The sequence below is a fragment of the Asticcacaulis sp. AC466 genome (genome assembly GCF_000495815.1).
In the GTDB taxonomy this organism is placed as follows: Bacteria; Pseudomonadota; Alphaproteobacteria; order Caulobacterales; family Caulobacteraceae; genus Asticcacaulis.
The window spans coordinates 576,053-598,919 of record NZ_AWGE01000001.1; the positions used below are offsets into that span (position 1 = coordinate 576,053).

Consider the following 22,867-nt stretch of genomic DNA (forward strand, 5'->3'; position numbering starts at 1 on the left):
ATGGATCGCCGTTCGCTTCTGTTGACCCCCCTGGTTCTGGCTGCGGGGAGCGCCGTCGCGCAGACGCCCGCACCGGATGTGGCCACCAAGCGTGGCCTGGCCTGGCCGGAACCGATCGGCACCATCGACCTGTGGCCCAAGGTCACCGGCCAGTTGCGGCCTGACATGAAGGAGGTCGTCGAGGACGTATCGACCGACCCCAATATCAAGGTACGCCGCGTTCAAGGTATATCGAAGCCCCGCATAGCCATTTTTCCGGCCGCAAATCCCAATGGCGGGGCGATGCTGATCATCCCTGGCGGCGGCTTCAGCTGGAACTATTTCGACCACGAAGGTTATCAGCTGGCGGCCCATTTCAACCGCCAGGGCGTGACCTGTTTCGTCCTGTTCTATCGCCTGGCCAATGATGGGTGGGCCGGTAAGCCGGACCTGGCCACCGCCGACGCCCAGCGCGCCATGCGTCTTATCCGCGCCAATGCGGCGCGCTTCAAGATCGATCCCAAACGTGTGGGTGTCGCGGGTTTCAGCGCCGGCGGCTTCGTCACCGCGTCTTTGGCGACGCGACATGCGGTAAGAACTTATACGCCGGTCGATGCCGTCGATGAATTGGATGCGCGGCCCCTGATTGCTGCGCCGATCTATGCCGTGCAATCGCTTGATCCGGCCATCGCCTATTCTGGCACCATTCCGTCCCTCTTCGGCAAGGCCATATCCCCGCAACAGATCGCGCGCTATTCGCCCGACCATAATGTCGATGCCCACACGCCGCCGTGTTTCATGGTGCACGCCGAAGACGACAATACGGTGCCCGTGGCCAATACGACGACCTTCCGCGAGGTGCTAAAGGCCAAGGGCATTGTCGTTGAAACCCATCTGTTCGCAACCGGCGGCCATGGTTTCGGCATGAAGCCGGCGCCGAATGAGCCATATCATCTGTGGCCGGACCTGCTGGTTAATTTCACGCGCCGTCAGGGGCTTATGGCGTAACGTCACTATATAGGTGCCCGCCCATTACGGTGCGACCGTCATTGAGTTCACAATCGACCAGCGCAGAGGGCTGAGCTGGTGGATGCCTCTCGCATGTTTAGGCTCAGATCGCTCCCGCCTTCAATTGCTTGACCGCGTAATCGGCAGCCCGCGCTGTGAAGGCCATGAAGGTCAGGGACGGATTGACGCATGAGGTGGACGACATGGCCGAACCGTCGGTGACGAAGACATTATCCGCTTCATGCAGTTGGTTCCATTTGTTGGTGACGGAGGTACGCGGGTCCTTGCCCATGCACGCGCCGCCCATTTCATGGATGGAGTCTCCGGGAATGTGAGGCCTTTGCTCAGAAGAGACATCGACCAGGCCCGCCGCCCGCATCATCTTTTCACCCTGTACGGCGGCATCAGTCATCATCTTGTGTTCATTATCGCGGTAGGTGACGTTGAAAAGCGCCTGCGGGACACCGAAACGATCCACCTTATCCGGATGTAAGGTCACAGTATTGTCCGTGTACGGAAGGCATTCGCCAAACACGTTGAAGCCGATCGACCAGCGCCCGTATTTGCGCAGGCCTTCCTTCATGGCCGCCCCAAATCCGACGGCATTGGCGACGCCGCGGCTACCGCCGCCTTGGCAACCGTAGCCGCGCACGAAATCGGCGTCGGGGTCTTGGCCCTTAAGATTGCGGAAGCGCGGAATATAAACGCCGGTTGGCTTGCGCCCGTATTCGATAAGGTCAGAGTACGTGCCGTCCGGCAGATTGCCTGAAAACACGGTCAGCATGGGATGATCCATGATGTAGCGGCCAAGCAGACCGCTCGAATCGGCGAAGCTGCGCTGTGATCCGTCGAGGCGCGAATTCAGCAGAATCTGCACGCTGGCCATGGCCGAAGCGCAGACGAAAACAATGCGCGCCCGGTAGGTTTGGGCGGCACGTGTATTAGCGTCGATGGCGCGCACGCCGGTGACCTTCTTGGTCTTGGGGTCGTATTCCAGCGAGGTGACGACCTGATCCGACAGCAGGGTCAGGTTGCCTGTGGCGTTGGCGGCGGGCAGGGTGACGGCCTGGCTCGAAAAATAGGCGCCGAACGAACAGCCGCGATTGCATTGCGACCGGCTCTGGCAGCGCGAGCGCCCCTGTTCGGGTTTGTCCTCTGTCATGTTGGCCGCCCGCGTATGGATCAGCTTGCGCCCCGGTACGGCCTTTTCCAGCCGTTCCTTGACCCAGGTTTCGGCGACATTCATCTTGTGCGGCGGCTGGAATTCGCCGTCCGGCAGTTGCCACAAGCCTTCCTTTTGGCCGGCAATACCGGCATATTTTTCGACATAGGAATACCAGGGCGCTATGTCTTCGTAGCGCACCGGCCAGTCGGCGCCGTGGCCATCATGGGCATTGGCCTCGAAATCCTGCGGACCGAAACGCAGCGAGACGCGCCCCCACGTTACCGACTTTCCGCCCACTATACCCGGCCGCACCCAGCGAAATTCCGGTCCATCCTTGAAGGCATAGGGATTGAGACGGTCATTATTCATGAAATCCTTGACGGCCGTGCTGCCTGCGCCGCCGTAACGCGACGCGTAATAGTCGGTTTCGGTCAGGGCGGGCGGCGTCTGGCCGCGATAGGGCTGTTCCCATGGGCCCGTGCCTTCATAGGGGTAGTCGACGCTATGTTCGACCATGCGGCCGCGGTCGAGCAGCAGCACCTTAAGGCCCTTTTCGGTCAGTTCCTTGGCGGCCCAGCCACCGGAAACGCCGGAGCCAATGACGATGGCGTCAAAACGTGTATCGGACATGGCAAAACCTCAGGAGGAAAAGACGCGATTGACTTTGGCGTAGGGGTAGGCGCCGTCGTAGGTGCCGGGAACGGGCAGGTAGACGCGTTCGACCGTGGCACCGATCTCGGAGCTGTAGTAGCCGAATATCACCATCTGGCGCAGGTGTTCGAAACTGTCGGCGGGGGCACCGGCCAGGGTCTGATTCATGGCAAGGGTGAGCGTCGCATCCTGCTGAACGGGCGTCGCGGCGGCAAAGGGTTTGCCATAGGTGGTTTGGGTGTAGGCGTCGATGGCGGCCAGACCGCCCATGACCAGATCGCGTTCGGCGGGCCAATACCAGTCGGCCAGCATCATCTCGATAAAGCCCGGCACACCCGCCGCTATGGCGCCGGGCGTGTCGGTAGTCGGGAGGATACGCTCACTTACAGCGGCTGTCAGCTTGCGCTGAGTATCGGTCATGTATGGGGCCTGGACATCGAAGCCGGGGTTCATGCCGCCGGCCATGGCGCGGGCCATGGGTGCGACGACCGTGCCACCGATCATGGCGGCGATACCGGTGAGAAGTCGTCTGCGATCAAGTGTCATGTTTGCTTCCCCTTGTCTGATCAGTCTTCGGCGGGTTTTAATCTGCGCACCCAGATATTGCGATACGACACGGCCGCACCGTGATCCTGGAGCGTAAATGGTAATTCATCCGCATGCGGATGATATGTGGCCAGGGTTTTCCAATCTGTCTTGCCGAGGATCTGCTGGTGGTTCTGGGTCAGTACGCCGTTATGCAGCACGGTGACGTAGGCCGGTTTGACGACCTTACCGGAACTGTCGAAATGCGGACGTTCGAAAATGATGTCGTAGCTTTGCCATTCGCCGGGTTTGCGGGAGGCGTTTACCAGGGGCGGCTTCCACGCATAGATGGCCGAGGCCTGGCCGTCGGCATAGGTGACGTTGTCATAGGAATCAAGGACCTGAACCTCGTACTGGCCCATGATGATGACGCCGGAATTGCCTCGGTTCTGCGACGTGCCCGACACAGCCGCCGGTTCACGGAACTCCAGGTGCAACTGCATGTCGCCGAAGGCTTGCCGGGTCTTGAGATTGCCATCGCCATGAGGCCCTTCGCGATGCGGAACGGTCATGGCGCCATCAGCCAATGTCCAATCGGCAGGTTTGCCGTCGGCGGTGGTGAAGGCGTTCAAGGATGTGCCATCGAACAGCACTATGGCGTCAGACGGTGCATCGCTGGCGGTCCGGCCGGGCGTGACGATCGGTGGATGGGGCCGGGCGGGATCGTGCACGTGCCATTTCCCGCCCGGCAGCATTGGTGTGTCGGTGAAGCCGAGGTCGTCGGCGAACGCCGGGCTCAGTCCGGTCGGAACGACCGTCAAGGCAAACGCGAGTCCGAGCAGTCGCCCGGCCGATACAAAACGCTTCATTTCCTGCCCCTGTGGCTTTTATTTTTTTCGGGTACGCGGTTACGGGAAGGCTTACTTGGCCGACTTGGCCTTGATGTAATAGATCAGCGCCTTGCGCGTGGCGGGATCGGTAACGCCGCGATAGGCCATCTTGGTGCCGGGAACCGCCTTGGTCGGGCCGCTCAGGAAGGTGTCAAGAGTCGCATCATCCCAGGTCAGGCCAGATGCCTTCATAGCAGTGCTGTATTTGAAAGTGGCGGAATGGGCGCCGGCCTTGCTGCCGTAAACGCCGTATAGATTGGGGCCGACGCCGTCCTTGGCTGCGGCAGCCAGGTTATGGCAGGCCTTGCACTGAGCGAACGCTTTTTCTCCGGCGGCCATCTGGGCAGCATCAACCGGCGCCGCATGAGCAGTGGCGACGGGAACAAACCCAATAACCGCAAGGCTCATGACGCCAGAAACAAACGAAAGGCCACGCGAAAATTTCAGCAAAACAACTCTCCTGCACCTGATATCGGGGAGCGCCATCTCAGCACATTATCCCTCGTTTTCAAAATGCGTATCATGATCTGAAATCGATTACAATCCCGCTTGCCAACTTCATAAGGGCGTGAAATACATGACGCAAAAGCGCGGCAAATCGCGCAGGGAACGAACAGGGGCGGACCATGGCACAAACTGCCGTTGTCGATATAGATGTTATCATCGTGGGTTCCGGCGCGGGCGGCGCGATGTCGGCCTATGTCCTGACGCGCGCCGGGATTCGCTGCCTCATGCTCGAAGCCGGGCGCGATTATGATCCCGGGCAGGAGGTCAACATGTTTGGTGCCGACCAGGACGCACCCCTGCGCGGCACAGGCACACCGGACAAGCCTTTCGGCTATTACGACGCCACAATCGACGGAGGCTGGGAGGTGCCGGGCGAACCCTACACCAAGGCGACGGGCCAGGATTTCAAATGGTGGCGGTCGCGTATGCTGGGCGGGAGAACCAATCATTGGGCGCGTCATGTGCCGCGCTTTGGTCCTTACGATTTCAAGGGATTTTCAAGAGATGGCCAGGGCGTAGATTGGCCGATCGACTACGATACGGTTGCCCCCTTTTATGATCGCGTAGAGCAGTTGGTTGGGGTGTGCGGCGGGCCGCTCGGTCTTGAAAACCATCCGGATTCGCCGCCGGAAGTCCTTCACAAGGCGCCTAAGCCACGCGTGCCAGAATTGCTGATCGCGGCGGCGGCCAAGTCGCTTGGCATTCCATGCGTCGGGACGCACACGGCCGTGCTGACGCGCGACATGCCGGACGATGCCGCGCCGCGCAGCGCCTGCTACAACGCCACCGACTGCGGGCGCGGTTGCAACATTGGCGCCGCTTTCCAGACGACGACCTCGCTATTGCCAATGGCCAAGGCGACAGGACGGCTCAAGGTCGTCACGGACGCGATGGTGTCGCGTGTCGTCCTGTCCAATGACCGCAAAGCCGAAGGCGTGGAATATGTCGACCGCAAGACGGGACAGCGCCATATCGTGCGGGCCCGGGCGGTCATACTGGCGGCCTCGGCGTGCGAAACTGCGCGCCTGCTGCTCAATTCGAAAACGGCGGCTCACCCAAACGGCCTGGCCAATGGGTCCGGTCAGGTCGGTCGCAATCTGACCGACACGACGGGCGCGCACATCGAAGCCGTCATTCCCGGTCTGGCCGGACGTCCCTATTATAACGAATTCGGTATCAATTTTGCCCACATGTACATTCCGTGGTGGTTGTACAAGGCACAGCAGGCGGGGCAGCTCGACTTCCCGCGCGGCTATCATTTTGAAATCGGCGGCCGGTTCGGCACGCCCGGCATGGGTCAGGAAATCTGGAGCCTGCCACGTATGTACGGCGACGATCTCAAACGCGCAGTCCGCAATGTGAAGGGGACGACCCTGCACCTCAGCCTGCGCGGCGAAATGGTGCGCAACGACGGCTGCTACGCTGAAATCGATCCAACTGTGACTGACCGTTTCGGCATTCCGGTTCTGAAATTCCATTGGCAGTGGACACAGGCCGAATATAACCAGATCGCCCATGGCCAGCGCACGGCGCGCGCGATATTCAGCCGCCTGGGTGGCAGTGTTACCCAGCCTGACGAGCCACCTGAAACGGCGATCAAGGCGGGCGGCGAGATTATCCACGAAGCTGGCGTGGCGCGGATGGGTGTCGATCCGCACACCTCCGTGACCGATCAATGGCACCGGACCTGGGAGGTGCCAAACCTGCGCCTTCATGACGGCTCGGTCTTCGCGTCAAATCCACACAAGAACCTGACGCTCACCATCATGGCGCTGGCAATGCGGTCCAGCGAGCATCTGGCGGCGGAACTCAAGACGGGAGGTCTGGCATGATTTCGCGTCGCGACAGTCTGAAATGGATGATGGCGGCCAGCGCGTCGGGCCTGTTGGCCGATGCGGCGTTCGCCCAGGTGCCTGCCAATCTTGGGGCCACCGGCGCAAGCCTGGCGCAAGTGTCTCCCTGGCCGGTGGTAAAGCTGCCGCCGATTACCGGCCTAGGCTATGGCACCGATCCGGACACAATGAACCCGACCGCGCCATGGCCGCTGACCCTGACATCGGCGCACAGGCGGCTTATCAACGCGCTAGGTGACTGGTTGTTGCCGGCCGACGACGTGTCCAGAGGCGCAGGCGAATGTGATATCGCTGCTTTCTTTGACGAATGGATCAGCGCGCCTTACCCGGATCAGCAAAAGGACCGGCCGCAGCTTCTGTCTCTTCTATTGTGGCTCGATGCTCAAAGCCGACTGACCGGGGGAACGGATTTTGTGTCGTTGCTGCGCGCGGATCAGCAGCATCTTATCGAGGCGGTTCTTGCCTATGGCAATGTCCCGAAGGCGGCGGGCGATGCTTTTGGCTGGTTCCGGGTGATGACCATTTTCGGCTATTATTCGATGCCGGACAATCTGGCCGCGGCCGGAATGGCGCCTGAAAACCCCATCATAGGCGATTATCCCGGCCCGAGCGATGAGGCTATGGCGCACCTGAATGCCCTGCTGACCTCGTTGCAACTGGAACCCTACGCTTAAGGTTTGGGGGTTGCCGTGCTGTCGCGAATGATGAGCTTGTGATCCAGCGTTATATTGATCCGTTCGGTCACACCGTTTTCGATGATACCGATCAGCAGTTCCACGGTCCGGGCCCCAATTTCGCGCATCGGCTGGCGAATGGTGGTGAGCGTCGGCGCGCCGAACTGCGCCAGGCGGACGTCGTCGAATCCAACAACGGATACATCTCCGGGACAGTTCAGTCCGGCCTGGCGCAAGGCGTGCAGGGCGCCGAACGCCATGTCGTCCGAAAAGCAGAATATGGCCGTGGGGCGCGTCGCCAGCCCGGCCAACCGTGCCGCCAGTTCGACGCCGGATTCGATCGAATAGTCACCGGTCACGATGGTCAGGTCTGACGCCAGCCCATGGCTTCGCGCGCTTTCATTTACGCCTTGTAAGCGATCGCGGCTGATCGGGCTGCGCAAATCACCGGTGATGATGCCGATGCGGCGATGCCCAAGCGCGTAAAGGTAGTCCATGGCTTCGCGGGCGGCGCCGGCATTGTCGATATGGACGCTGGACACCGCCAGGTCGGCGCTGAATTCGCAGCCATTGACCACCGGGGCAGCAGCGCCTTTGCGAGCGATGAGGTCGTTCAACGACGCGGGCAGGGTGTGCCCCAGGAAGATCATACCGTCGGCTTCCTTACGGCGGAGCAACCCGGCATAGGCCTCTTCGCTGTCCGGGGTGGAGCCGACGTCGCCGAGCAGGACCGTATAGCCGGCGACCTGGGCGGCTTCTTCGACGCCGCGAATGATGTTGGCGAAGAACGGATTGGCGATGTCCGGTACGGTGACGATGATGCGGGACGTCTTCAACGTACGCAGCGACTTGGCCATCTGATTGGGTTCGTAGCCCAGTTGTTCAATGGCCCCCACAACCTTTTCCAGCACAGGCGGGGAGACGTGCGCATAGCCATTGAGCACACGCGAAACCGTCGCGGTTGATACACCCGCCAGTTTCGCGACATCCTGAATGGTTGACATGGCCTGTCCTGAAAAGAATCTATCACCTTGTCATTAAAGCGATATCACGTATCGTTCCAGCGGAAACGCCGATTTTGACGTCGGTTGTCGACTGTGAACTTAGGTGTTGGGCTTGGCCGGCAACCTCAAGGCGCTTCGCGCGTCTGCCATGATCTGGCGCACCCCGGTGCGCGTCAGGCCATCGCTGCGCATCATCAGATGAACCAAGGGGTCAGCCAGCAATTCGTCGAGCGTAGGTTCCGGAATTAACGTCATCGGTCGGCTTTCAAAACAGGATTGATACCGAGGCAATATAATGCTAATGAGAATTATTCGCAAATAATTCCTATGAGCCTGATATGTCTGATGTCGCACCGATCGATATACGCACCCTCAGCTACGCGGAACATTTCATCACCTGGGTCCTGCGGACAGCGGTCGCCTGTGCGCCGGAATGCCGTATGATCCACCGCGAATTCTGCCATGCCTTTGGCACGCGCCACGCGGAGGGCGCTCAGGCTTTCGAAGGCGTATTGCTGGCTTTGGCACGGGGAGGGCGGTCTATTGCCCTGGCCCGGCCGGGGCATATTCATCTGACGCACGATGAAACCAGTCTGATGGCATTGTTCGCGGCGGCCCAGGTACGTGACGAAGCCCGCTTTTGCGCTCACGCGCGCTGGGTGCTGGGCCATGACCGGACGGGGCCATTATATGACGCGGCGACCTGCCTGACGAGCTTGCTTTACCGCAACGGCCACGTATTTCGCACGCAGCCGCCGGAGCAGGCCATGGTTATTGACGTCCAGACCCGACGATTGCATGTCGTTTAGCCCGGCTGACCTGTCCTAAAAATCGAATGCCCCTGGATTTTTGGAATGATCACGAATTGCTGCAATATTCGTTAATATTGTTACAAGTCCGAGCCATTGTTCTCTTGAAATTTGTTGCGCTGCGTCATAAATTGCTGATGTTCGGTGCCTTCCTGGCGCTGATGCCCTTCCTGGGCGTTTCCTCCCTGTAAACTGGCCGCGCCGTAGAGCGCGGCTTTTTTTTGCCAAAATGCCAGGAACGTTTCTTATTTTTTATTTATCTTCGTCGCCTTAATCATCGGGTCTTGGTCAATCTGAGGAGGCCACCCTGTTTGTTTTCGCCTGTTGGGATGCGCCATATGCCGCCTGACGCAGCGCCGGCCTACGAATTTGCGTCCCATGAACGGCCTACCCTGCCTGGGTCGCCCTACTCGCCAGCGCATCCCACGGCCCGGCGTTTCGGCTACGCCGCGATAGCCGTAGTCATGGCGATGGCTGCTTCCCTCAGTAACGCTGCCATAAGTGTAAACGGCCCCTCTCTTGCCGGTACGCTTGGCGTTAGCCAGGTGGACATTTCCTGGCTGACCGTCGTCTATGTCGCCTTCAACGCCTCGTCGAACTTGTTGCTTATAAAGGCGCGTATGCGTTTCGGCGTTCAGCCGGTCATCCACGTTCTCCTGGCGCCCTATATCGCTCTGGTTTTCGCCCAGTTGTTCTGGCCGACCTTTACCATGGCGGTCATTTCCCGCGCCGCTGCGGGGTTCCTGGCGGCCGGTCTGTCCACCCTGACCATCTACAACCTCCTTCAGGCGTTTCCGGCGAAGATACGTCCACTGGCGCTCATCATCGCCGTCGGCTTACCGCAACTGGCAACGCCGCTTGCGCGCCTCATGCCGGTCGAAGCGCTCGGTCTCGACGGTATGCGGACCATACATCTGATGGAGCTGGGATTGGCCTTCCTGGCGCTGGCGGCGTCAAACCTATTGCCGCTGCCCCCGACGGATAAGGTCAAATCGTTCGAACCGCTCGACGTGCTGACCATGATCCTGTTTCTGCCGGCCATGTTGCTCCTGTCCGCCGTCCTTACGCTTGGCCGTTATCTGTGGTGGACCGATACGCCCTGGCTGGGCTGGGCGCTGGTGGCGGCCGTCATCCTGTTTGTCGGCGTCATCCTGACTGAGCACCTGCGTCGCAACCCGTTGCTGCAACTACGCTGGATCGGCAGTCTGGATATCTTCCGGTTTTGCATGGTGGCGATGCTGGTTCGGCTGGCCCTGTCTGAACAAACGTTCGGGTCGATCGGATTGCTGACCATCGGTGGGCTGAACAATGACCAACTGCACGGCCTGTTCTTTATTGTCCTTATTGCCATGGTCGCCGGTACGGTGGCTAGCGCGGTCCTGCTCAAGCCAAACCGGATTCCGTATCTGGTTATGTCGGCAGCCCTGATTATCGCCCTGGGAGCCTGGTTTGACAGCTTCGCCTCCTCCCTAACCCGGCCGCCGCAACTATACCTGTCCCAGGCCTTGCTGGCCTTCGGATCGACCTTCTTCATCGGGCCGGCGCTGCTATACGGGTTTGGCAAGGTCATCCGCCAGGGCGGAGGCTTCATCGTCAGTTTTTCTGTTATTTTCGGCCTGTCACAGAACATTGGCGGTCTGGCCGGTGCAGCACTGCTCGGCAGCTACCAGGTCATGCAGTCACGCGCCCATGCTATGGCGCTGGACAGCCACCTGCTGGCTGGAGACCCTCAGGTCGCGGCGCGCATTGCAGGTGGCGTCTCGTCGCTCAATGGTATTGTGACACGCGAAGCCAATATTGCCGCCTTCAATGACGTGTCGCGGCTGGTCATGGTGCTGGCGATCCTGACCGCCGCCTATATCGGTTATGCCATCATTTTCAATCGCGTGACCGGCCGCACGGGTGCCGGACAGCCCGCCTCCTGAGTATTTTCATGATGTTCCATATGCAGAAAGCCCAGGCATGAGTGATCAGACGTCCGCCCCGCCTGTCGTCGAAACGCCTCCCTCGGACGATACCGCAACGCCGCGCCCGATGTGGCGGCCGCCGCAGCGCGCAACCCTCTTCACCCTTGTGCTTGTCGCCCTGGGAGTTGCCGGCGTGCTCCTTATCCTGTGGGCATGGCACCTGCCGCCTTTCAGCAGCGGGAGCGAGGAGACGCAGAACGCCTATGTACGGGGACGAACTGTCATTATCGCGCCGCAGGTCAGCGGCTATGTCACCGACGTGCGCGTCAAAGACTACGAAACAGTACAGTCAGGGCAGATTCTGGCGCGTATCGACGACCGCATCTACAAGCAGCGTGTCGCGGCGGCGCGGGCCAATCTGGCGGCTGCCGAAGCCAGCCTGGCCAATTCGACCCAGGCGCGGGCGTCGCGTGGCGCGGCGTTGCAAGGGCAGGCGGCGGCCATCGCAGCCGCTCAGGCGCAACTGCTGCGGGCTCAGGCCGACATGCGCCGTGTTGACGAACTGGTAAGCGACGGATCGGTGTCAATCCGCGAGCGCGATTCGACCCTGGCCGCCCTGCGCGCCGCAGAAGCACAGGTCCGTCAGGCTCAGGCGGCACGCGAAATCGGACAGCAGGACGTGAAAACCGTAGAGGTCGGTCGTGGAGGGCTTCAGGCCCAGGTCGAGGCGGCGCGGGCGCAATTGCAACTGGCTGAGATCGATCTGGGTAATACCCTGATCCGCGCACCAGAAGCCGGACAGCTTGGCGAAATCGGCGTACGCAAAGGCCAGTATGTGACGAACGGCACGCAGTTGCTTGGATTGGTGCCGCCTGACCGCTGGGTCATTGCCAATTTCAAGGAAGCCCAGACGGCGCGCATGGCCATAGGTCAGCCGGCCAGTATGACGGTCGATGCCTTAGGGGGGCGGCGATTGACGGGGCATATCGAACGGCTGTCGCCGGCGGCGGGCTCCGAATTTGCCGTGATCCGTCCCGACAACGGCACCGGCAACTTCGTCAAGATTCCGCAGCGCATCGGCGTGCGCATCCGTATCGACCCCAATCAGGACTTGGCTCGCCGCCTGCGGCCCGGCATGTCGGTGGAGGCGCGTGTCAATACGCGTGCCAAATCGTGACGCGGCTGCCCCTTGTCCTGATCGCCCTGACGGTGGCCGGTTGCGCCGGGCCGCGTCAGGGCGCACCCCTCGCCGCATCGCTAACCCCTCCGGTGCAATGGCGCGGGCAGACCGGTGAAGGGATACTTTCGCCCGGCTGGTGGCGGAGCTTCAATGACCCGGTTCTCGACCGCCTGGTCGAAACGGCTCTTGCCAATAATACGGACATCGCTATAGCGGCGGCCCGCGTAGAAGAGGCGCGCGCCCAGTTCCGCGTCAGCGAAGGCGCGCTTTTGCCATCGATCGGGGCGAGCGCGGGCGGGGCACACGCCCGCGCCCTGAGTGCGGCGACCGGGTTGCCGGTCACCCAGACGTCGGGGCAGGTGGGGTTACAGGTGTCCTACGAGGTCGATCTGTTCGGCCGCCTGCGCAATGCCTCGGCGGCTGCCCGCGCCGCACTTGCGGGGTCTGAGGCCAACCGCGAAGCGGTGCGCCTGAGTGTCGCGGCGGCAACGGCCAGCGGATATGTCACTTTGCGCGCTCTGGATGCCCGCCTAACCCTGCTTAAAGATACGTTGGCGACACGGGAAAAGGCCCTGGCCTCGGCGCGTCATCGCGCCGAAACAGGCTACAGTCCACGGCTTGAGCTGGAACAGGCAGACGCCGAATATCAGGCAGCGGCCCAGTTGATTCCGGTTACCGAACTGGCCATCCGTCGTCAGGAAGACGCGCTTAGCCTTTTGTTGGGCGATAGCCCGCGGGCGATCGAACGTGGCGCGGCCTTTGATGCTTTGACTATACCCTCGGTTCCGCAGTCCCTGCCGTCGCAGCTGGTGCGTCGCCGGCCGGATATCGCTCAGTCAGAGGCACAACTGGCGGCGGCGGACCGGTCGCTGGACGTGGCGCGCGCGGCGTTTTTGCCGGTCTTCAATCTGACGGCATCGGGCGGGGTGGTGGGGTCCGACCTGCTGCCCCGCAACTACGATGTGTTTTCGCTCGGCGGCAGTGTCCTCCAACCGCTTTTCCAGGGCGGACGTTTGACGGCTAATGCCGACGCGGCCGCCTCGCGACGCGATCAGGCCGCCTTCGCCTATCGCAAGACGGCGCTCAATGCGTTTCGCGAAGTCGAGGACGGTTTGGCGGCGGTAGACGGACTGGGCCAACAGGAAACAGTGCTTGCCCGGCAGCGGGATGCCCTGGCGCAAACCTACAGCATGGCGCAAAAGCGCTTTGGCGCCGGCTATTCGCCCTACCTGGAGCAGATCGACGCCCAGCGCGCCCTGTTGCAAACCGAACTGCTGCTGATCCAGGCGCGTTCTGACCGTCTCAATGCCACCATTACTTTGTATCAGGCACTGGGCGGCGGTTATCAGAACTGAAACCGCGTCCGCAGGGATACAGAGGTGTTGGTATAGCTCGGCATCTGTTCGTATTGGGCTTCCAAAGCGAAATAGCTGTACGGGTTTTCCGTTGAGATGCGGAACCCGGCCACCGGGCCACCGCCCTGGATATGGCCGCCATTGAGGGTAAAGCTGTCGCCGCCGACAAAATTGGCGATGGTTTCAGGCAGATCGGCGGATATGTTCTGCTTGTAGCCGGCCCAGATCTCGGGCTTCAGGAAGGCGCCGTTATAGCTGACATTGACCAAGGCTGTGGAACTCAGCAAATGGCCACTACGCTTGGCGATATCGAGATCGAAATAGTCACCGCCACCGGTTTCCGAGTGGGAATTTTCGTTGAGCTGATAATAGTCGATCAAGGCCTGTGGTGTTATGCCCAGCTTGCCGAACCGAACATCGTAGGATGTTCCCGCACCCGCGCTCACAGAATATCCGTTCCACTTGGCCTTGGCGGTATGGCTGACCGTGGTGGCGACCAGGGTGCGCGTGCTGTCAAATTCGGTATAGCCCGCGCCGGCATGGGTCCACGCCTTGAGGCCGCCAGTCTTGATCCGCCAGTAGGCACCGATGGTCAGGTCGGAACTGCTCATGATGTCATCGCCGACCGAGAAGGTGTCGCGGGGGGACGAGCCGGTGAGCGACAGGTAGGTGCCGACCATCTGGTTGCCGTAGACCTGATGTTCGCGGCCACCGGCGAAGCTGAAGGCCGTCGATTTGAAACCGGCGGTTTCGCCATACTGGCGGTTGGTCGAGTAACCATATTCCTGCAGCCAGTATTGACCGCCATTATTGTCTGGGATGAAGGTCAGGTTGCTGAGCGAGCGGTTGATAGCAGCGGCACCCAGCGACAAGGTGATTATATTTTCGCCGGAGTAATCGGGCAGATATTGGTTATAAATCTGGTCGAAGCCCGTTTTGGTGGTCTGAGACAAAAGCGCTGACTGGGCGCCGGAGTCCTGAGCGACAACGGCCAGAACCGGTGACATGGCGGCGTATTGGTTGTCCGAATAGCCGGCTTCGGCCTGGGTCTTCACGCGGAAGTTGGCATAGAGGACGGTGTTGTTGTTATTCAGCACCAGGTCGGCATGATACAGATAGGGAATATAGCCTTCGAGCGTCGCTCCGGACAGGGTGCCGAGACTGATGCTCGACCCCGTCATGACGGTGAAGGCCGTCGGTGTGTTCAGCAATTTGTCGAGCGTCAGGTACAGCTTGGCGCCGTCGTCAAATACCGCCGTGCCCGAATTGGTGAGGATAGGCGAGGTCGGGGCATCGACGGACAGGGTCAGGGCCAGGCTGGCATCGCCACCGACGTGCAGGCTGGACAGCTTGGCCGAGCTGCCCGCCAGCAGTCCCGCGCTGGAACCGCTATCGACATTCATGGCGATATCGCCGGCCGAGGTCAGCTTGCCGAGAAAAGTCGCCTTGTCGGTCAAACTGAAACTGCCCGTGCCCGCCCCGAAGTCGATATTGCCGTAGATATAGCCGCCGGACGACGAGATGTGGTCCTCGCCCGATCCGAGCAGGATGTTGCCGTAGATATAGGGCGCGGCGATGGTGTCGTCGTTTGGTGCAGGATCTGTTTGGGTGAGTGTCAGGCCGACCGTATTCGTATGGGCATCTATGGCCGTGGCAGTGCCGGTAATGGCTTCGGTAGTGCCGTCGCCGTTATTGTCGGTGGCGGTGATCGTGGCGCTGATCTTGCCGGCATTGGTGATCGTGGTCAGGGTGTTGGAATTGTCGACGATCGCCGTGGCATTCGCCGTGGACCCCGTTGTGGTCGCGTAGAGGCCGGCCCCTTGCCCGACGGTTACCGTGGGCAGGCTGGCGCCGGATGCGATCGACAAGGCGGTCGCGGTGGTGCCGTCTCCCGCCGTGCTATAGGTTGTGACGTTGTTGGTCGTTGTCGATGTTGTGGCGGTACTGGTGCTGGCCGTGACCGTGCCGGTGACGTCCAGGCGCGGCGTCGTGGTTCCCGACAGCAGTGACAGGGCGGTGCTGTTGGCACCGTAGCCGCTGGCGTGGACCGTGCCGGAAATGCCGAAGCCATTGGCGATGTTGACGCCATAGCCGGTGCCGCCGATACGGATGGCGGTGGTGTCAACGCCGGAATAGACGCCGTACGCGGAGACGGACCCGCGGATCAGCAGGCCGTAATTGACGGCGGGCGGGCTGATGGCCGTGCTGGCGAAGGTCAGGCCGCCGATGGTGATGTCGCCGCTGGATGAGCCTAGGCTGAGCGCCGGTGCGCTGCCATACTGAGTCAGCGCAGCCGTGGTCTGGGTCGTATCGACCAGGCCGTTGCCGTCTTCGTCCGTGTTGCCGTCAACTGTGTCGGTTATGGCGGAACTGAACAGGATGCCGTTGGCAACGTTGCCTTCGATGCTGACGAGGGGGCCGGACTGGAGCAGGTTAAGCGACGGCGTCAGCGCCTCCAGCGCCGTCTGGGCCAACAAGGTGGTGGAGGCGTATCCGGTGCCGGTATAGGTGCCGTCGATGATAAGAGATCCGCCTATGGGGCCTTTTAGCGTAATGGCCGAGCTGTCCGCCCCCAAAACATTGACCGAGCCAGACAGGTAGACATTGCCGGTCACACCCTTATCCAGCGCGATTCCGGTCGACTGATCGCCAATCAGGGTCATGGGCGCGGCATAGGTGAAGGCCCCGTCGACCAGGTTTTCGAAGCGGATGCCGTAGGATTGGTTGCCTTCGACGTCGAAGGAAGCCGTGTTGGTGATGTCTATGTCGCCCTTGAACGGGGACGCCCCTATCGAATGCAGGCCATAGCGCGCCGTGCCTTCCGCCCAGGGCGCGTCGACTATGCCGTCGCCGGTCGTGTCCGAAGCGGTGTAATTGTCAGTTACAGTGATGGCGCCGGTAAGGGTAAGGCCCGCTGTGCGGTTCGGGACGTCGGTAATCAATATGCCGGTCGAATTTGAATCGGACCCGGACATGGAGATCTTGCCCTCGAAATCCAGCTTGTTGTTGCTGTCCACCGTTATCGCCGTACCGCTGGTCAGGGTAATGGTGCCGTCTGAGGTCACTGTCGTGTCGCCTGCCGTGCTTGTTGACAGGGGCGTGGTGGTGCCGCTTGAGACGGTTGTGTCGGCGAATGCGCTCCCGCTCATGACGATACCGATGGCCGTGGCGGTGAAAAGGGCGTGTTTGCGCATGAAGGGGTTCCGAATTGATGTGCGCGGACCATGAAAAATCACGTAGGCCCTATTAAGTCGCGCAAACGTCACCGCTGACATCTCACTACAAACTTGAAAGAATTGACCTGTGGTTCGCGAACAAACGGCGGTTCGACAAAATGGTCCGAAGGCGGAAAATTGGGCTTTTGCTGGGGTGTTTTTTCAGTAACGACAACGCCTTGACAGGGGCAATAACGAGGACTATGGAGCCGCTTGTGCACATAACTCGATCTGGCCTCGATCCTGTATGCGGACAATTTCAACGGAACCTCAACCCATGCCCAGCGACAGTAGTCGATCTAATTCGCCGCAACGGACGACCTGTCTGGCTTAAGGGTTCTTAGGCTTGCCTGAGTTGGCCGATGCGGCCTCAAAATCTCAAGGTGAGCCATGGTCTTCTTTTTCGAAGATGCCAAAGGCGCCCGTCCGCTCGTGCGCATGTTGCGCAGAGGCGGCGGACTGCCATGGGCCGATTTCGCGGCCTTCATCCTTCTGGCCGGACTGACCGTCATGGTCATCCACGGCACGGAGCAGATGGATGCGCCGCTGGCGCAATTGCATACAAATCCCGTCACCCTCGATGCGGCGCGGCTGCCGGAATATGCCCTGCGTACGACTCTTCGCATGTTCGCGGCGCTGGCCGCTTCATTGGTGTTCACCTTTTCAGTCGCGACGCTGGCGGCCAAGAGCCGCAAGGCCGAGCTGATTATCGTGCCGGCGCTCGACATCCTGCAATCGGTGCCGGTTCTCGGATTCTTGAGCTTCACCGTGACCATGTTCATGGGCTGGTTTCCGTTTAGCCAGCTCGGTGTCGAATGCGCGGCCATTTTCGCGATCTTCACCAGCCAGGCGTGGAACATGGCGTTCAGCTTCTACCAAAGCCTGCGCACCCTGCCGGCGGACCTTGATGAAGTGACGCGTCAGTTCGGGTTTTCACCCTGGCGGCGCTTTGTCCGGCTGGAACTGCCCTATGCCATTCCCGGTCTGATCTGGAACATGATGATGTCGATGTCAGGTGGCTGGTTTTTTGTCGTGGCCTCCGAAGCCATAACGGTTGGCAATACTACCGTCACCCTGCCGGGCATCGGGTCGTGGCTGTCTTTGGCCATCGCACGTGAAGACTTCAAAAGTGTTGGGCTCGGCGTGCTGGCCATGGGCGTGGTGATCGTGCTCTACGATCAGCTTGTCTTTCGCCCCATCGTGGCCTGGGCAGACAAGTTCCGTTTCGAGCAGACGGCGTCTCAGGCCGCGCCGAAATCCTGGGTGCACGACCTCATCCGGCGGACACGGTTTTTGCGTACCGGGGTCGATGTCGTGCTTTGGCCGTTGCGCAAGCTTGCCGCCCTTGAGTGGTCTAAGCTTCCTTCCGTGCCGCGGGTTCGCGTCACGCTCAGCCCGAGGACGGATCGTGCGCTCGATGCCGTCTGGATCGGTTTGGTTCTCGTCGCCTGCGGCTTCGCCCTCTGGCAACTGATCGGTTTCATTGCCCGGCACCTGACCTGGAGCGATGTCGTGACGACCTTCGGTCTTGGGATGGTGACTCTGGTGCGGGTGGTCATTCTGATTGCGCTGGCGACGCTCATCTGGGTGCCGATCGGGGTGTGGATCGGCTTGCGTCCCGCCTGGTCGCAACGCCTTCAGTCTATCGCCCAGTTTCTCGCTGCCTTTCCGGCCAACGTGCTGTTTCCTTTTGCCGTCATGGCCATTGTGGCCTTCCGGCTGGATCCGAATATCTGGCTGTCGCCGCTGATGATTTTGGGAACGCAATGGTACATTTTGTTTAACGTCATCGCTGGCGCCAGCGCCATTCCCGGCGACATGAAGGAGGTTGCTGGTATCTTCGGCATTCGGAACTGGCAATGGTGGCGTCAGATCGTCATACCCGCCATCTTCCCCTACTATGTGACCGGCGCCCTTACGGCATCCGGCGGATGCTGGAACGCCAGCATCGTCGCCGAGGTCGTGACATGGGGCAACCGCCACCTGGAAGCGGCCGGGCTCGGGGCCTTCATCGCCAATGCCACCAGCGCGGGCGATTACCCTCGCGTGGCGCTCGGCATCGCCGTGATGAGCCTGTTCGTTATCGCCTTCAACCGCTCCGTCTGGCGTCCGATGTACGCCTTTGCCGAGCGTCGCCTTCGTATCAATTAGTCGCGTTGAGGAGCCTCCCAATGGCTACTGTTAAATCTCTTCCCCGTACGAACAGCCCGCTTGTCGAAGTTCGCAACGTCCGTCACGTCTACGGTAAGACAGGCGCGGCTAGTCTCCTGGTCCTGGACAATGTCGATCTGACCTTGCAGGACAATGAAATCGTTGGGCTGCTCGGTCGGTCCGGCTCCGGCAAGTCAACCCTGCTGCGATCCATAGCCGGCCTGATCACGCCGACCGAAGGCACGGTGAGCTTTCCCCCTGTTCCCGATTGCGGACCGACGACAGTCAGCATGGTATTCCAGAGCTTTGCCCTGTTCCCCTGGCTGACCGTGCTTGAAAATGTCGAGGTCGGCCTGGAGGCCAAGCGTGTGCCGAAGGAGGAGCGCCGCAAGCGCGCCCTGGCGGCCATCGACCTGATCGGGCTCGACGGGTTCGAAAGCGCCTATCCGAAGGAATTGTCCGGTGGGATGCGCCAGCGGGTCGGCCTGGCGCGCGCCCTGGTGGTCGATCCGTCTATCCTGCTGATGGATGAGCCGTTTTCGGCGCTTGATGTTTTGACCGCTGAAACGTTGCGTACCGACCTGCTTGACCTGTGGTACGAAGGCCGGATGCCGATCCGTTCCATCCTGATCGTCACCCACAATATCGAAGAAGCGGTCCTGATGTGTGATCGCATCCTCGTCTTTTCGAGCAATCCCGGCCATGTCGTGGCGGAGATCAGCGTCACGCTGCCACAGCCGCGCAATCGCCAGTCGGCCGCTTTCCGTGCCTTGGTGGAGGACATCTATGCCCGCATGACCCAGCGCGCGACGCCGGATCAACCACGTGAAGGGCTGTTCCCGGGCATGGGTATCGGCATGGCTTTGCCGCGCACCTCGACCAACACCTTGGCCGGGTTGATGGAGGCCATTTCGGCCGATCCTTACAATGGCAAGGCCGACCTGCCGGAATTGGCCAGCGCGCTGCATTACGAAGCCGACGAACTGTTTCCGATTGCCGAAGTGCTGCAACTCATGCGTTTTGCCGAATTGGAAGGCGGCGATCTGAAGCTGTTGCCGGCCGGAAAACGCTATGTCGATTCCGATGTCGATCAGCGCAAAACCCTGTTCGCCAAGCATCTGCTCAACTATGTGCCCCTGGCGGCGCATATTCGTCGTGTACTTGACGACCGTCCGAGCCGCCAAGCGCCGGCCCGGCGCTTCCGGGATGAATTGGAAGACCTGATGTCGGAAGACTATGCCGACAAGACGCTGAAAACCGTTATCCAGTGGGGGCGATATGCCGAAGCCTTCGCCTATGACGAAAGCGCCGATCAATTCAGCCTGGAAAATCCGGAATAGGGCGACGGTATAGGGTGATCAGAGCCAGCGCAGCCGTTTGAAACGCGTATATAGAATGGCGCAACTGGCGAAGATCACCCCCAATACGACAAAATAGCCATACGGGGCTTTCAGTTCCGGCATATACACGAAATTCATGCCGTAGATGCCGGCAATGGCGGTGGGGACGGCCAGGATTGCCGCCCAGGCCGCCAGTTGCCGGGTAATGACGCCGGTGCGTTGCTGTTCCAGCAGGTTGCTGAACTCGAAGACGGAGGTCAGCACTTCGCGCAGATCGTCGACCATGGTTTGAACGCGTCGGACGTGGTCGAGTACGTCGTTGAAATAGGGTTTCGCCTCATCGTCGATACACGGCAGGTTGGCGCGCACCAGCTTGTTGGCGACTTCGCTCATCGGCACCAGTACGCGCTGAAACCGGATGAGTTCACGGCGAAGGGTAAAGATACGGGTGATCTCGCTGCGGCCAAGGAAATTATCGACCGTGTGCTGCTCCATGGCCAGCACCTCTTCTTCGATCGCCTCGACGATCGGCAGATAGCCGTCGACAATGAAATCCAGAATGGCGTGGAGGATGTAGTCGACGCCATGGGTCAGCAATGTCGGAACCGCTTCAAGGTCCTTGCGTAGGGTCGTATGCGCGCGGGCCGAACTGTTCCGGACACTGATTATATGGCTGTGACCTAGGAATATGGAGGTTTCACCATAGTCGATCTGCCCGTCTTCGAGGTGAGCCGTTCGCGCCACAACGAACAGCTGGTCGCCATAGATGTCTACCTTGGGAAGCTGATCGCCGTTCAGGGCATCTTCGATAGCCAGCGGGTGCAGGTCGTAGGTCGCCTTAAGGACGGCCATTTCGTCTTCGGTCGGGTCGGCGATGCCTATCCAGACAAATTCGGATTTGTCAGCGGCGCAGTCGACCTTTTCGTTGATGGCGATTTCGCGGACCCGCTGGCCGTTGCGGTATAGGTAGGCAGCTACGACGGTCATCTGGCCTCGGTCGAAAAAGGGCGACGTCAAGACGGGCGTCGCGTCGAGGCGTCTTATGCGCCAATTTGCGAGATTGGGCACGCATAATTTGGCCTTGGTGGCGGTATCGGACATCTAAATCCTCGCCAAATCGCCGTGCGGCAATAGGCGCTGATGTTGGCCAAACGCCAAGTCGGTGCTGGCAGCTGTAGCTCCCGGGGAATAGGGAGCGGACAAAGCGCGTTATCTCGTCATTAAGATTAACCGTGTTACGCGGGATTAATAATTTTTTCAAAGCCGTCAGCGGCAATGCGAAGCCCGGCCAAAGGCATTGGGAATAACATGGAGGGGTCAGTGTTCAATAAACGTTCTAAGGTCGATAGCAGTGAGCTAATGGATGTCCTGGGCAATTATTGCGGGGTCGGTCTGTGGGACGCGGTTCTTGTCAATGAAGATGCCCTTCACCCCAAAAGCCAATGGACGTGGACCAACGAGTTTCGTCGCCTCCTCGGCTATAGAAATGAGACGGACTTTCCAAATGTCTGCCAATCCTGGTCCGATAAGCTACACCCCGATGATGTCGCCCCGACGTTTGCCGCCTTTGGCAATGCCCTGAAAAAGACGTCTCAAAAGTCATTATATGACGTGACATACCGGCTGAAGATGGCGGATGGGAGCTATCGCTGGTTCCGCGCCACGGGTGGCGTTGTTCATAATAGCCAGGGCAAGGCTGTACGGGCCTGCGGTTCCCTCGTCGATATCCACGATTTCACGCTTGCGGCTGAGGTGGCGGCAAAGCGCGCGGAGGCGCTCACCGCCCTGACTGCCAAGTTCGACAAAGAGATGTCTGCAACGACGCAAACCGTAGCCGGTGCGGCCACGGAACTCGAAGCCACGGCACGTCTTCTGGCAAATTCGGCGGCTCAGACATCAAACCAGTCCCTGGCGGTATCGGAGGCATCCCAAAAGGCTGGACACCATGTGTCTTCCGTCGCCGGGTCTGCCGAAGAGCTGGGTGCCTCAGTGTCAGAAATCGGGCGCCAGGTGGAACAGTCGGCGATGATGTCGAAAAATGCTGTCATGGAAGCAGAGGCGACCGCGAAGATCGTCGCTCAGCTAAGCAGCGTGGCTGGCAGTATCGGCGAGGTCGTAGACCTGATTACCGGCCTTGCCAGCCAGACCAATCTGCTGGCTCTAAACGCGACGATTGAGGCCGCACGCGCTGGCGAAGCGGGCAGGGGATTTGCGGTTGTCGCTTCAGAGGTCAAGGCCCTTGCCAACCAGACGGCGAAGGCAACGACCGAGATTTCGACCAAGATTGCTGCGATACAGGCATCGACTGACAGTGCCGTGTCCGCCATTGGCGGTATTTCCCAAACGATTCGCCAAATAGACGATGCAGCCTCATCAATAGCTGCGGCTGTCGAACAACAGGGAGCGGCGACGCACAATATCGTCAATTCGGTCTCCGAAGCGTCCCGCGGCACCACGGAAGTAACATCCAACATCGGTGACGTTTCGCGCGCAGCCGAAGACACCGGTGCGGCCGCAAACCAGGTCTTGTCAGCCTCCTCCGAGTTATCTCAACAGGCTGAGCGTTTGCGAGCAGATGTGCAGACCTTCTTACAAAATGTCAGGTCTGCATAGGCTTCGCGACATTTGCAGGCGTAGACAGATCTTGCCTGTCT

18 protein-coding genes are annotated in these 22,867 nt (G+C 60.4%); 10 read left to right on the plus strand and 8 right to left on the minus strand.

Annotation, left to right across the window (positions count from 1 at the left end; translation table 11 throughout):
• Complete coding sequence (locus AEAC466_RS25630; RefSeq protein WP_023456576.1) at positions 1–987, plus strand: alpha/beta hydrolase; 987 nt, start codon at positions 1–3, stop codon at positions 985–987.
• Between the two features lie 103 nt (positions 988–1,090).
• Here the strand turns inward: AEAC466_RS25630 and AEAC466_RS25635 are convergent, their stop codons facing one another.
• From AEAC466_RS25635 to AEAC466_RS25650, 4 genes are read right to left on the minus strand one after another with little or no spacing between them, the layout of a single operon-like run.
• On the minus strand, positions 1,091–2,782 hold the full coding sequence (locus AEAC466_RS25635; protein ID WP_023456577.1) for a GMC oxidoreductase: 1,692 nt from the start codon (positions 2,780–2,782) through the stop codon (positions 1,091–1,093).
• A 9-nt stretch (positions 2,783–2,791) separates the two neighbouring features.
• Positions 2,792–3,349 (minus strand): gluconate 2-dehydrogenase subunit 3 family protein, encoded by a 558-nt coding sequence (locus AEAC466_RS25640; RefSeq protein ID WP_023456578.1) that lies wholly within the window; start codon positions 3,347–3,349, stop codon positions 2,792–2,794.
• Positions 3,350–3,369: 20 nt separating this feature from the next.
• The gene (locus AEAC466_RS25645; protein ID WP_023456579.1) at positions 3,370–4,197 is read right to left on the minus strand and encodes a 3-keto-disaccharide hydrolase; all 828 of its coding nucleotides are present in this window, start codon (positions 4,195–4,197) and stop codon (positions 3,370–3,372) included.
• Between the two features lie 51 nt (positions 4,198–4,248).
• Complete coding sequence (locus AEAC466_RS25650) at positions 4,249–4,668, minus strand: c-type cytochrome (RefSeq protein ID WP_023456580.1); 420 nt, start codon at positions 4,666–4,668, stop codon at positions 4,249–4,251.
• 176 nt (positions 4,669–4,844) lie between these two features.
• Between AEAC466_RS25650 and AEAC466_RS25655 the strand changes: the two genes are divergently transcribed.
• Together AEAC466_RS25655 and AEAC466_RS43560 are read left to right on the plus strand one after the other, a co-directional pair.
• Positions 4,845–6,557, plus strand: coding sequence for a GMC family oxidoreductase (locus tag AEAC466_RS25655; protein WP_023456581.1), 1,713 nt, complete (start codon positions 4,845–4,847; stop codon positions 6,555–6,557).
• Positions 6,554–7,252, plus strand: a complete 699-nt coding sequence (locus AEAC466_RS43560; protein ID WP_023456582.1) for a gluconate 2-dehydrogenase subunit 3 family protein — start codon at positions 6,554–6,556, stop codon at positions 7,250–7,252. The genes AEAC466_RS25655 and AEAC466_RS43560 overlap by 4 nt, the downstream gene beginning before the upstream one ends.
• On the opposite strand, the gene AEAC466_RS25660 is transcribed toward AEAC466_RS43560, so the two are convergent.
• Both AEAC466_RS25660 and AEAC466_RS44385 read right to left on the minus strand, forming a co-directional pair.
• Positions 7,249–8,256, minus strand: coding sequence for a LacI family DNA-binding transcriptional regulator (locus AEAC466_RS25660; protein ID WP_023456583.1), 1,008 nt, complete (start codon positions 8,254–8,256; stop codon positions 7,249–7,251). The genes AEAC466_RS43560 and AEAC466_RS25660 overlap by 4 nt on opposite strands.
• A 99-nt stretch (positions 8,257–8,355) precedes the next feature.
• Positions 8,356–8,511, minus strand: a complete 156-nt coding sequence (locus AEAC466_RS44385) for a hypothetical protein (protein WP_023456584.1) — start codon at positions 8,509–8,511, stop codon at positions 8,356–8,358.
• A gap of 83 nt (positions 8,512–8,594) precedes the next feature.
• Here AEAC466_RS44385 and AEAC466_RS25665 point away from each other — a divergent pair, with 83 nt between their 5' ends.
• The 4 genes from AEAC466_RS25665 (at position 8,595) to AEAC466_RS25680 (ending at position 13,507) form a co-directional block, all read left to right on the plus strand.
• Positions 8,595–9,065 carry a hypothetical protein gene (locus AEAC466_RS25665; protein WP_023456585.1) on the plus strand — a complete coding sequence of 157 codons (471 nt, stop codon included), beginning with the start codon at positions 8,595–8,597 and terminating at the stop codon, positions 9,063–9,065.
• A gap of 338 nt (positions 9,066–9,403) precedes the next feature.
• Positions 9,404–10,990, plus strand: a complete 1,587-nt coding sequence (locus tag AEAC466_RS25670; protein ID WP_035429103.1) for a hypothetical protein — start codon at positions 9,404–9,406, stop codon at positions 10,988–10,990.
• 37 nt (positions 10,991–11,027) lie between these two features.
• Positions 11,028–12,149, plus strand: a complete 1,122-nt coding sequence (locus AEAC466_RS25675) for an HlyD family secretion protein (protein ID WP_023456588.1) — start codon at positions 11,028–11,030, stop codon at positions 12,147–12,149.
• Entirely contained in the window at positions 12,146–13,507 is a 1,362-nt protein-coding gene (locus tag AEAC466_RS25680; protein WP_023456589.1) for an efflux transporter outer membrane subunit, read from the plus strand. Before AEAC466_RS25675 ends, AEAC466_RS25680 begins: the two co-directional genes overlap by 4 nt.
• Here the strand turns inward: AEAC466_RS25680 and AEAC466_RS25685 are convergent.
• A complete protein-coding gene (locus tag AEAC466_RS25685) occupies positions 13,498–16,701 on the minus strand; it encodes an autotransporter outer membrane beta-barrel domain-containing protein (protein ID WP_023456590.1) in 3,204 nt (1,067 codons plus the stop codon). The genes AEAC466_RS25680 and AEAC466_RS25685 overlap by 10 nt on opposite strands.
• 411 nt (positions 16,702–17,112) lie before the next feature.
• Here AEAC466_RS25685 and AEAC466_RS25690 point away from each other — a divergent pair, with 411 nt between their 5' ends.
• Positions 17,113–18,873: an ABC transporter permease gene (locus AEAC466_RS25690; RefSeq protein ID WP_023456591.1), complete on the plus strand. Its 1,761-nt coding sequence runs from the start codon at positions 17,113–17,115 to the stop codon at positions 18,871–18,873.
• A 20-nt stretch (positions 18,874–18,893) separates the two neighbouring features.
• Entirely contained in the window at positions 18,894–20,213 is a 1,320-nt protein-coding gene (locus AEAC466_RS25695) for an ABC transporter ATP-binding protein (protein WP_023456592.1), read from the plus strand.
• An 18-nt stretch (positions 20,214–20,231) separates the two neighbouring features.
• On the opposite strand, the gene corA is transcribed toward AEAC466_RS25695, so the two are convergent.
• Positions 20,232–21,200, minus strand: a complete 969-nt coding sequence (corA, locus tag AEAC466_RS25700; protein WP_031238140.1) for a magnesium/cobalt transporter CorA — start codon at positions 21,198–21,200, stop codon at positions 20,232–20,234.
• A 333-nt stretch (positions 21,201–21,533) separates the two neighbouring features.
• Between corA and AEAC466_RS25705 the strand changes: the two genes are divergently transcribed.
• A complete protein-coding gene (locus AEAC466_RS25705) occupies positions 21,534–22,826 on the plus strand; it encodes a methyl-accepting chemotaxis protein (RefSeq protein WP_235074121.1) in 1,293 nt (430 codons plus the stop codon).
• Positions 22,827–22,867 lie beyond the last annotated feature (41 nt).

Coding starts and splice junctions, on each gene's coding strand:
- AEAC466_RS25630 (WP_023456576.1), top strand. CDS start 1: ATGGATCGCCGTTCGCTTCTGTTGACCCCCCTGGTTCTGGCTGCGGGG.
- AEAC466_RS25635 (WP_023456577.1), bottom strand. CDS start 2,782: ATGTCCGATACACGTTTTGACGCCATCGTCATTGGCTCCGGCGTTTCC.
- AEAC466_RS25640 (WP_023456578.1), bottom strand. CDS start 3,349: ATGACACTTGATCGCAGACGACTTCTCACCGGTATCGCCGCCATGATC.
- AEAC466_RS25645 (WP_023456579.1), bottom strand. CDS start 4,197: ATGAAGCGTTTTGTATCGGCCGGGCGACTGCTCGGACTCGCGTTTGCC.
- AEAC466_RS25655 (WP_023456581.1), top strand. CDS start 4,845: ATGGCACAAACTGCCGTTGTCGATATAGATGTTATCATCGTGGGTTCC.
- AEAC466_RS43560 (WP_023456582.1), top strand. CDS start 6,554: ATGATTTCGCGTCGCGACAGTCTGAAATGGATGATGGCGGCCAGCGCG.
- AEAC466_RS25660 (WP_023456583.1), bottom strand. CDS start 8,256: ATGTCAACCATTCAGGATGTCGCGAAACTGGCGGGTGTATCAACCGCG.
- AEAC466_RS44385 (WP_023456584.1), bottom strand. CDS start 8,511: ATGACGTTAATTCCGGAACCTACGCTCGACGAATTGCTGGCTGACCCC.
- AEAC466_RS25665 (WP_023456585.1), top strand. CDS start 8,595: ATGTCTGATGTCGCACCGATCGATATACGCACCCTCAGCTACGCGGAA.
- AEAC466_RS25670 (WP_035429103.1), top strand. CDS start 9,404: ATGCCGCCTGACGCAGCGCCGGCCTACGAATTTGCGTCCCATGAACGG.
- AEAC466_RS25675 (WP_023456588.1), top strand. CDS start 11,028: ATGAGTGATCAGACGTCCGCCCCGCCTGTCGTCGAAACGCCTCCCTCG.
- AEAC466_RS25685 (WP_023456590.1), bottom strand. CDS start 16,701: ATGCGCAAACACGCCCTTTTCACCGCCACGGCCATCGGTATCGTCATG.
- AEAC466_RS25690 (WP_023456591.1), top strand. CDS start 17,113: ATGGTCTTCTTTTTCGAAGATGCCAAAGGCGCCCGTCCGCTCGTGCGC.
- AEAC466_RS25695 (WP_023456592.1), top strand. CDS start 18,894: ATGGCTACTGTTAAATCTCTTCCCCGTACGAACAGCCCGCTTGTCGAA.
- corA (WP_031238140.1), bottom strand. CDS start 21,200: ATGACCGTCGTAGCTGCCTACCTATACCGCAACGGCCAGCGGGTCCGC.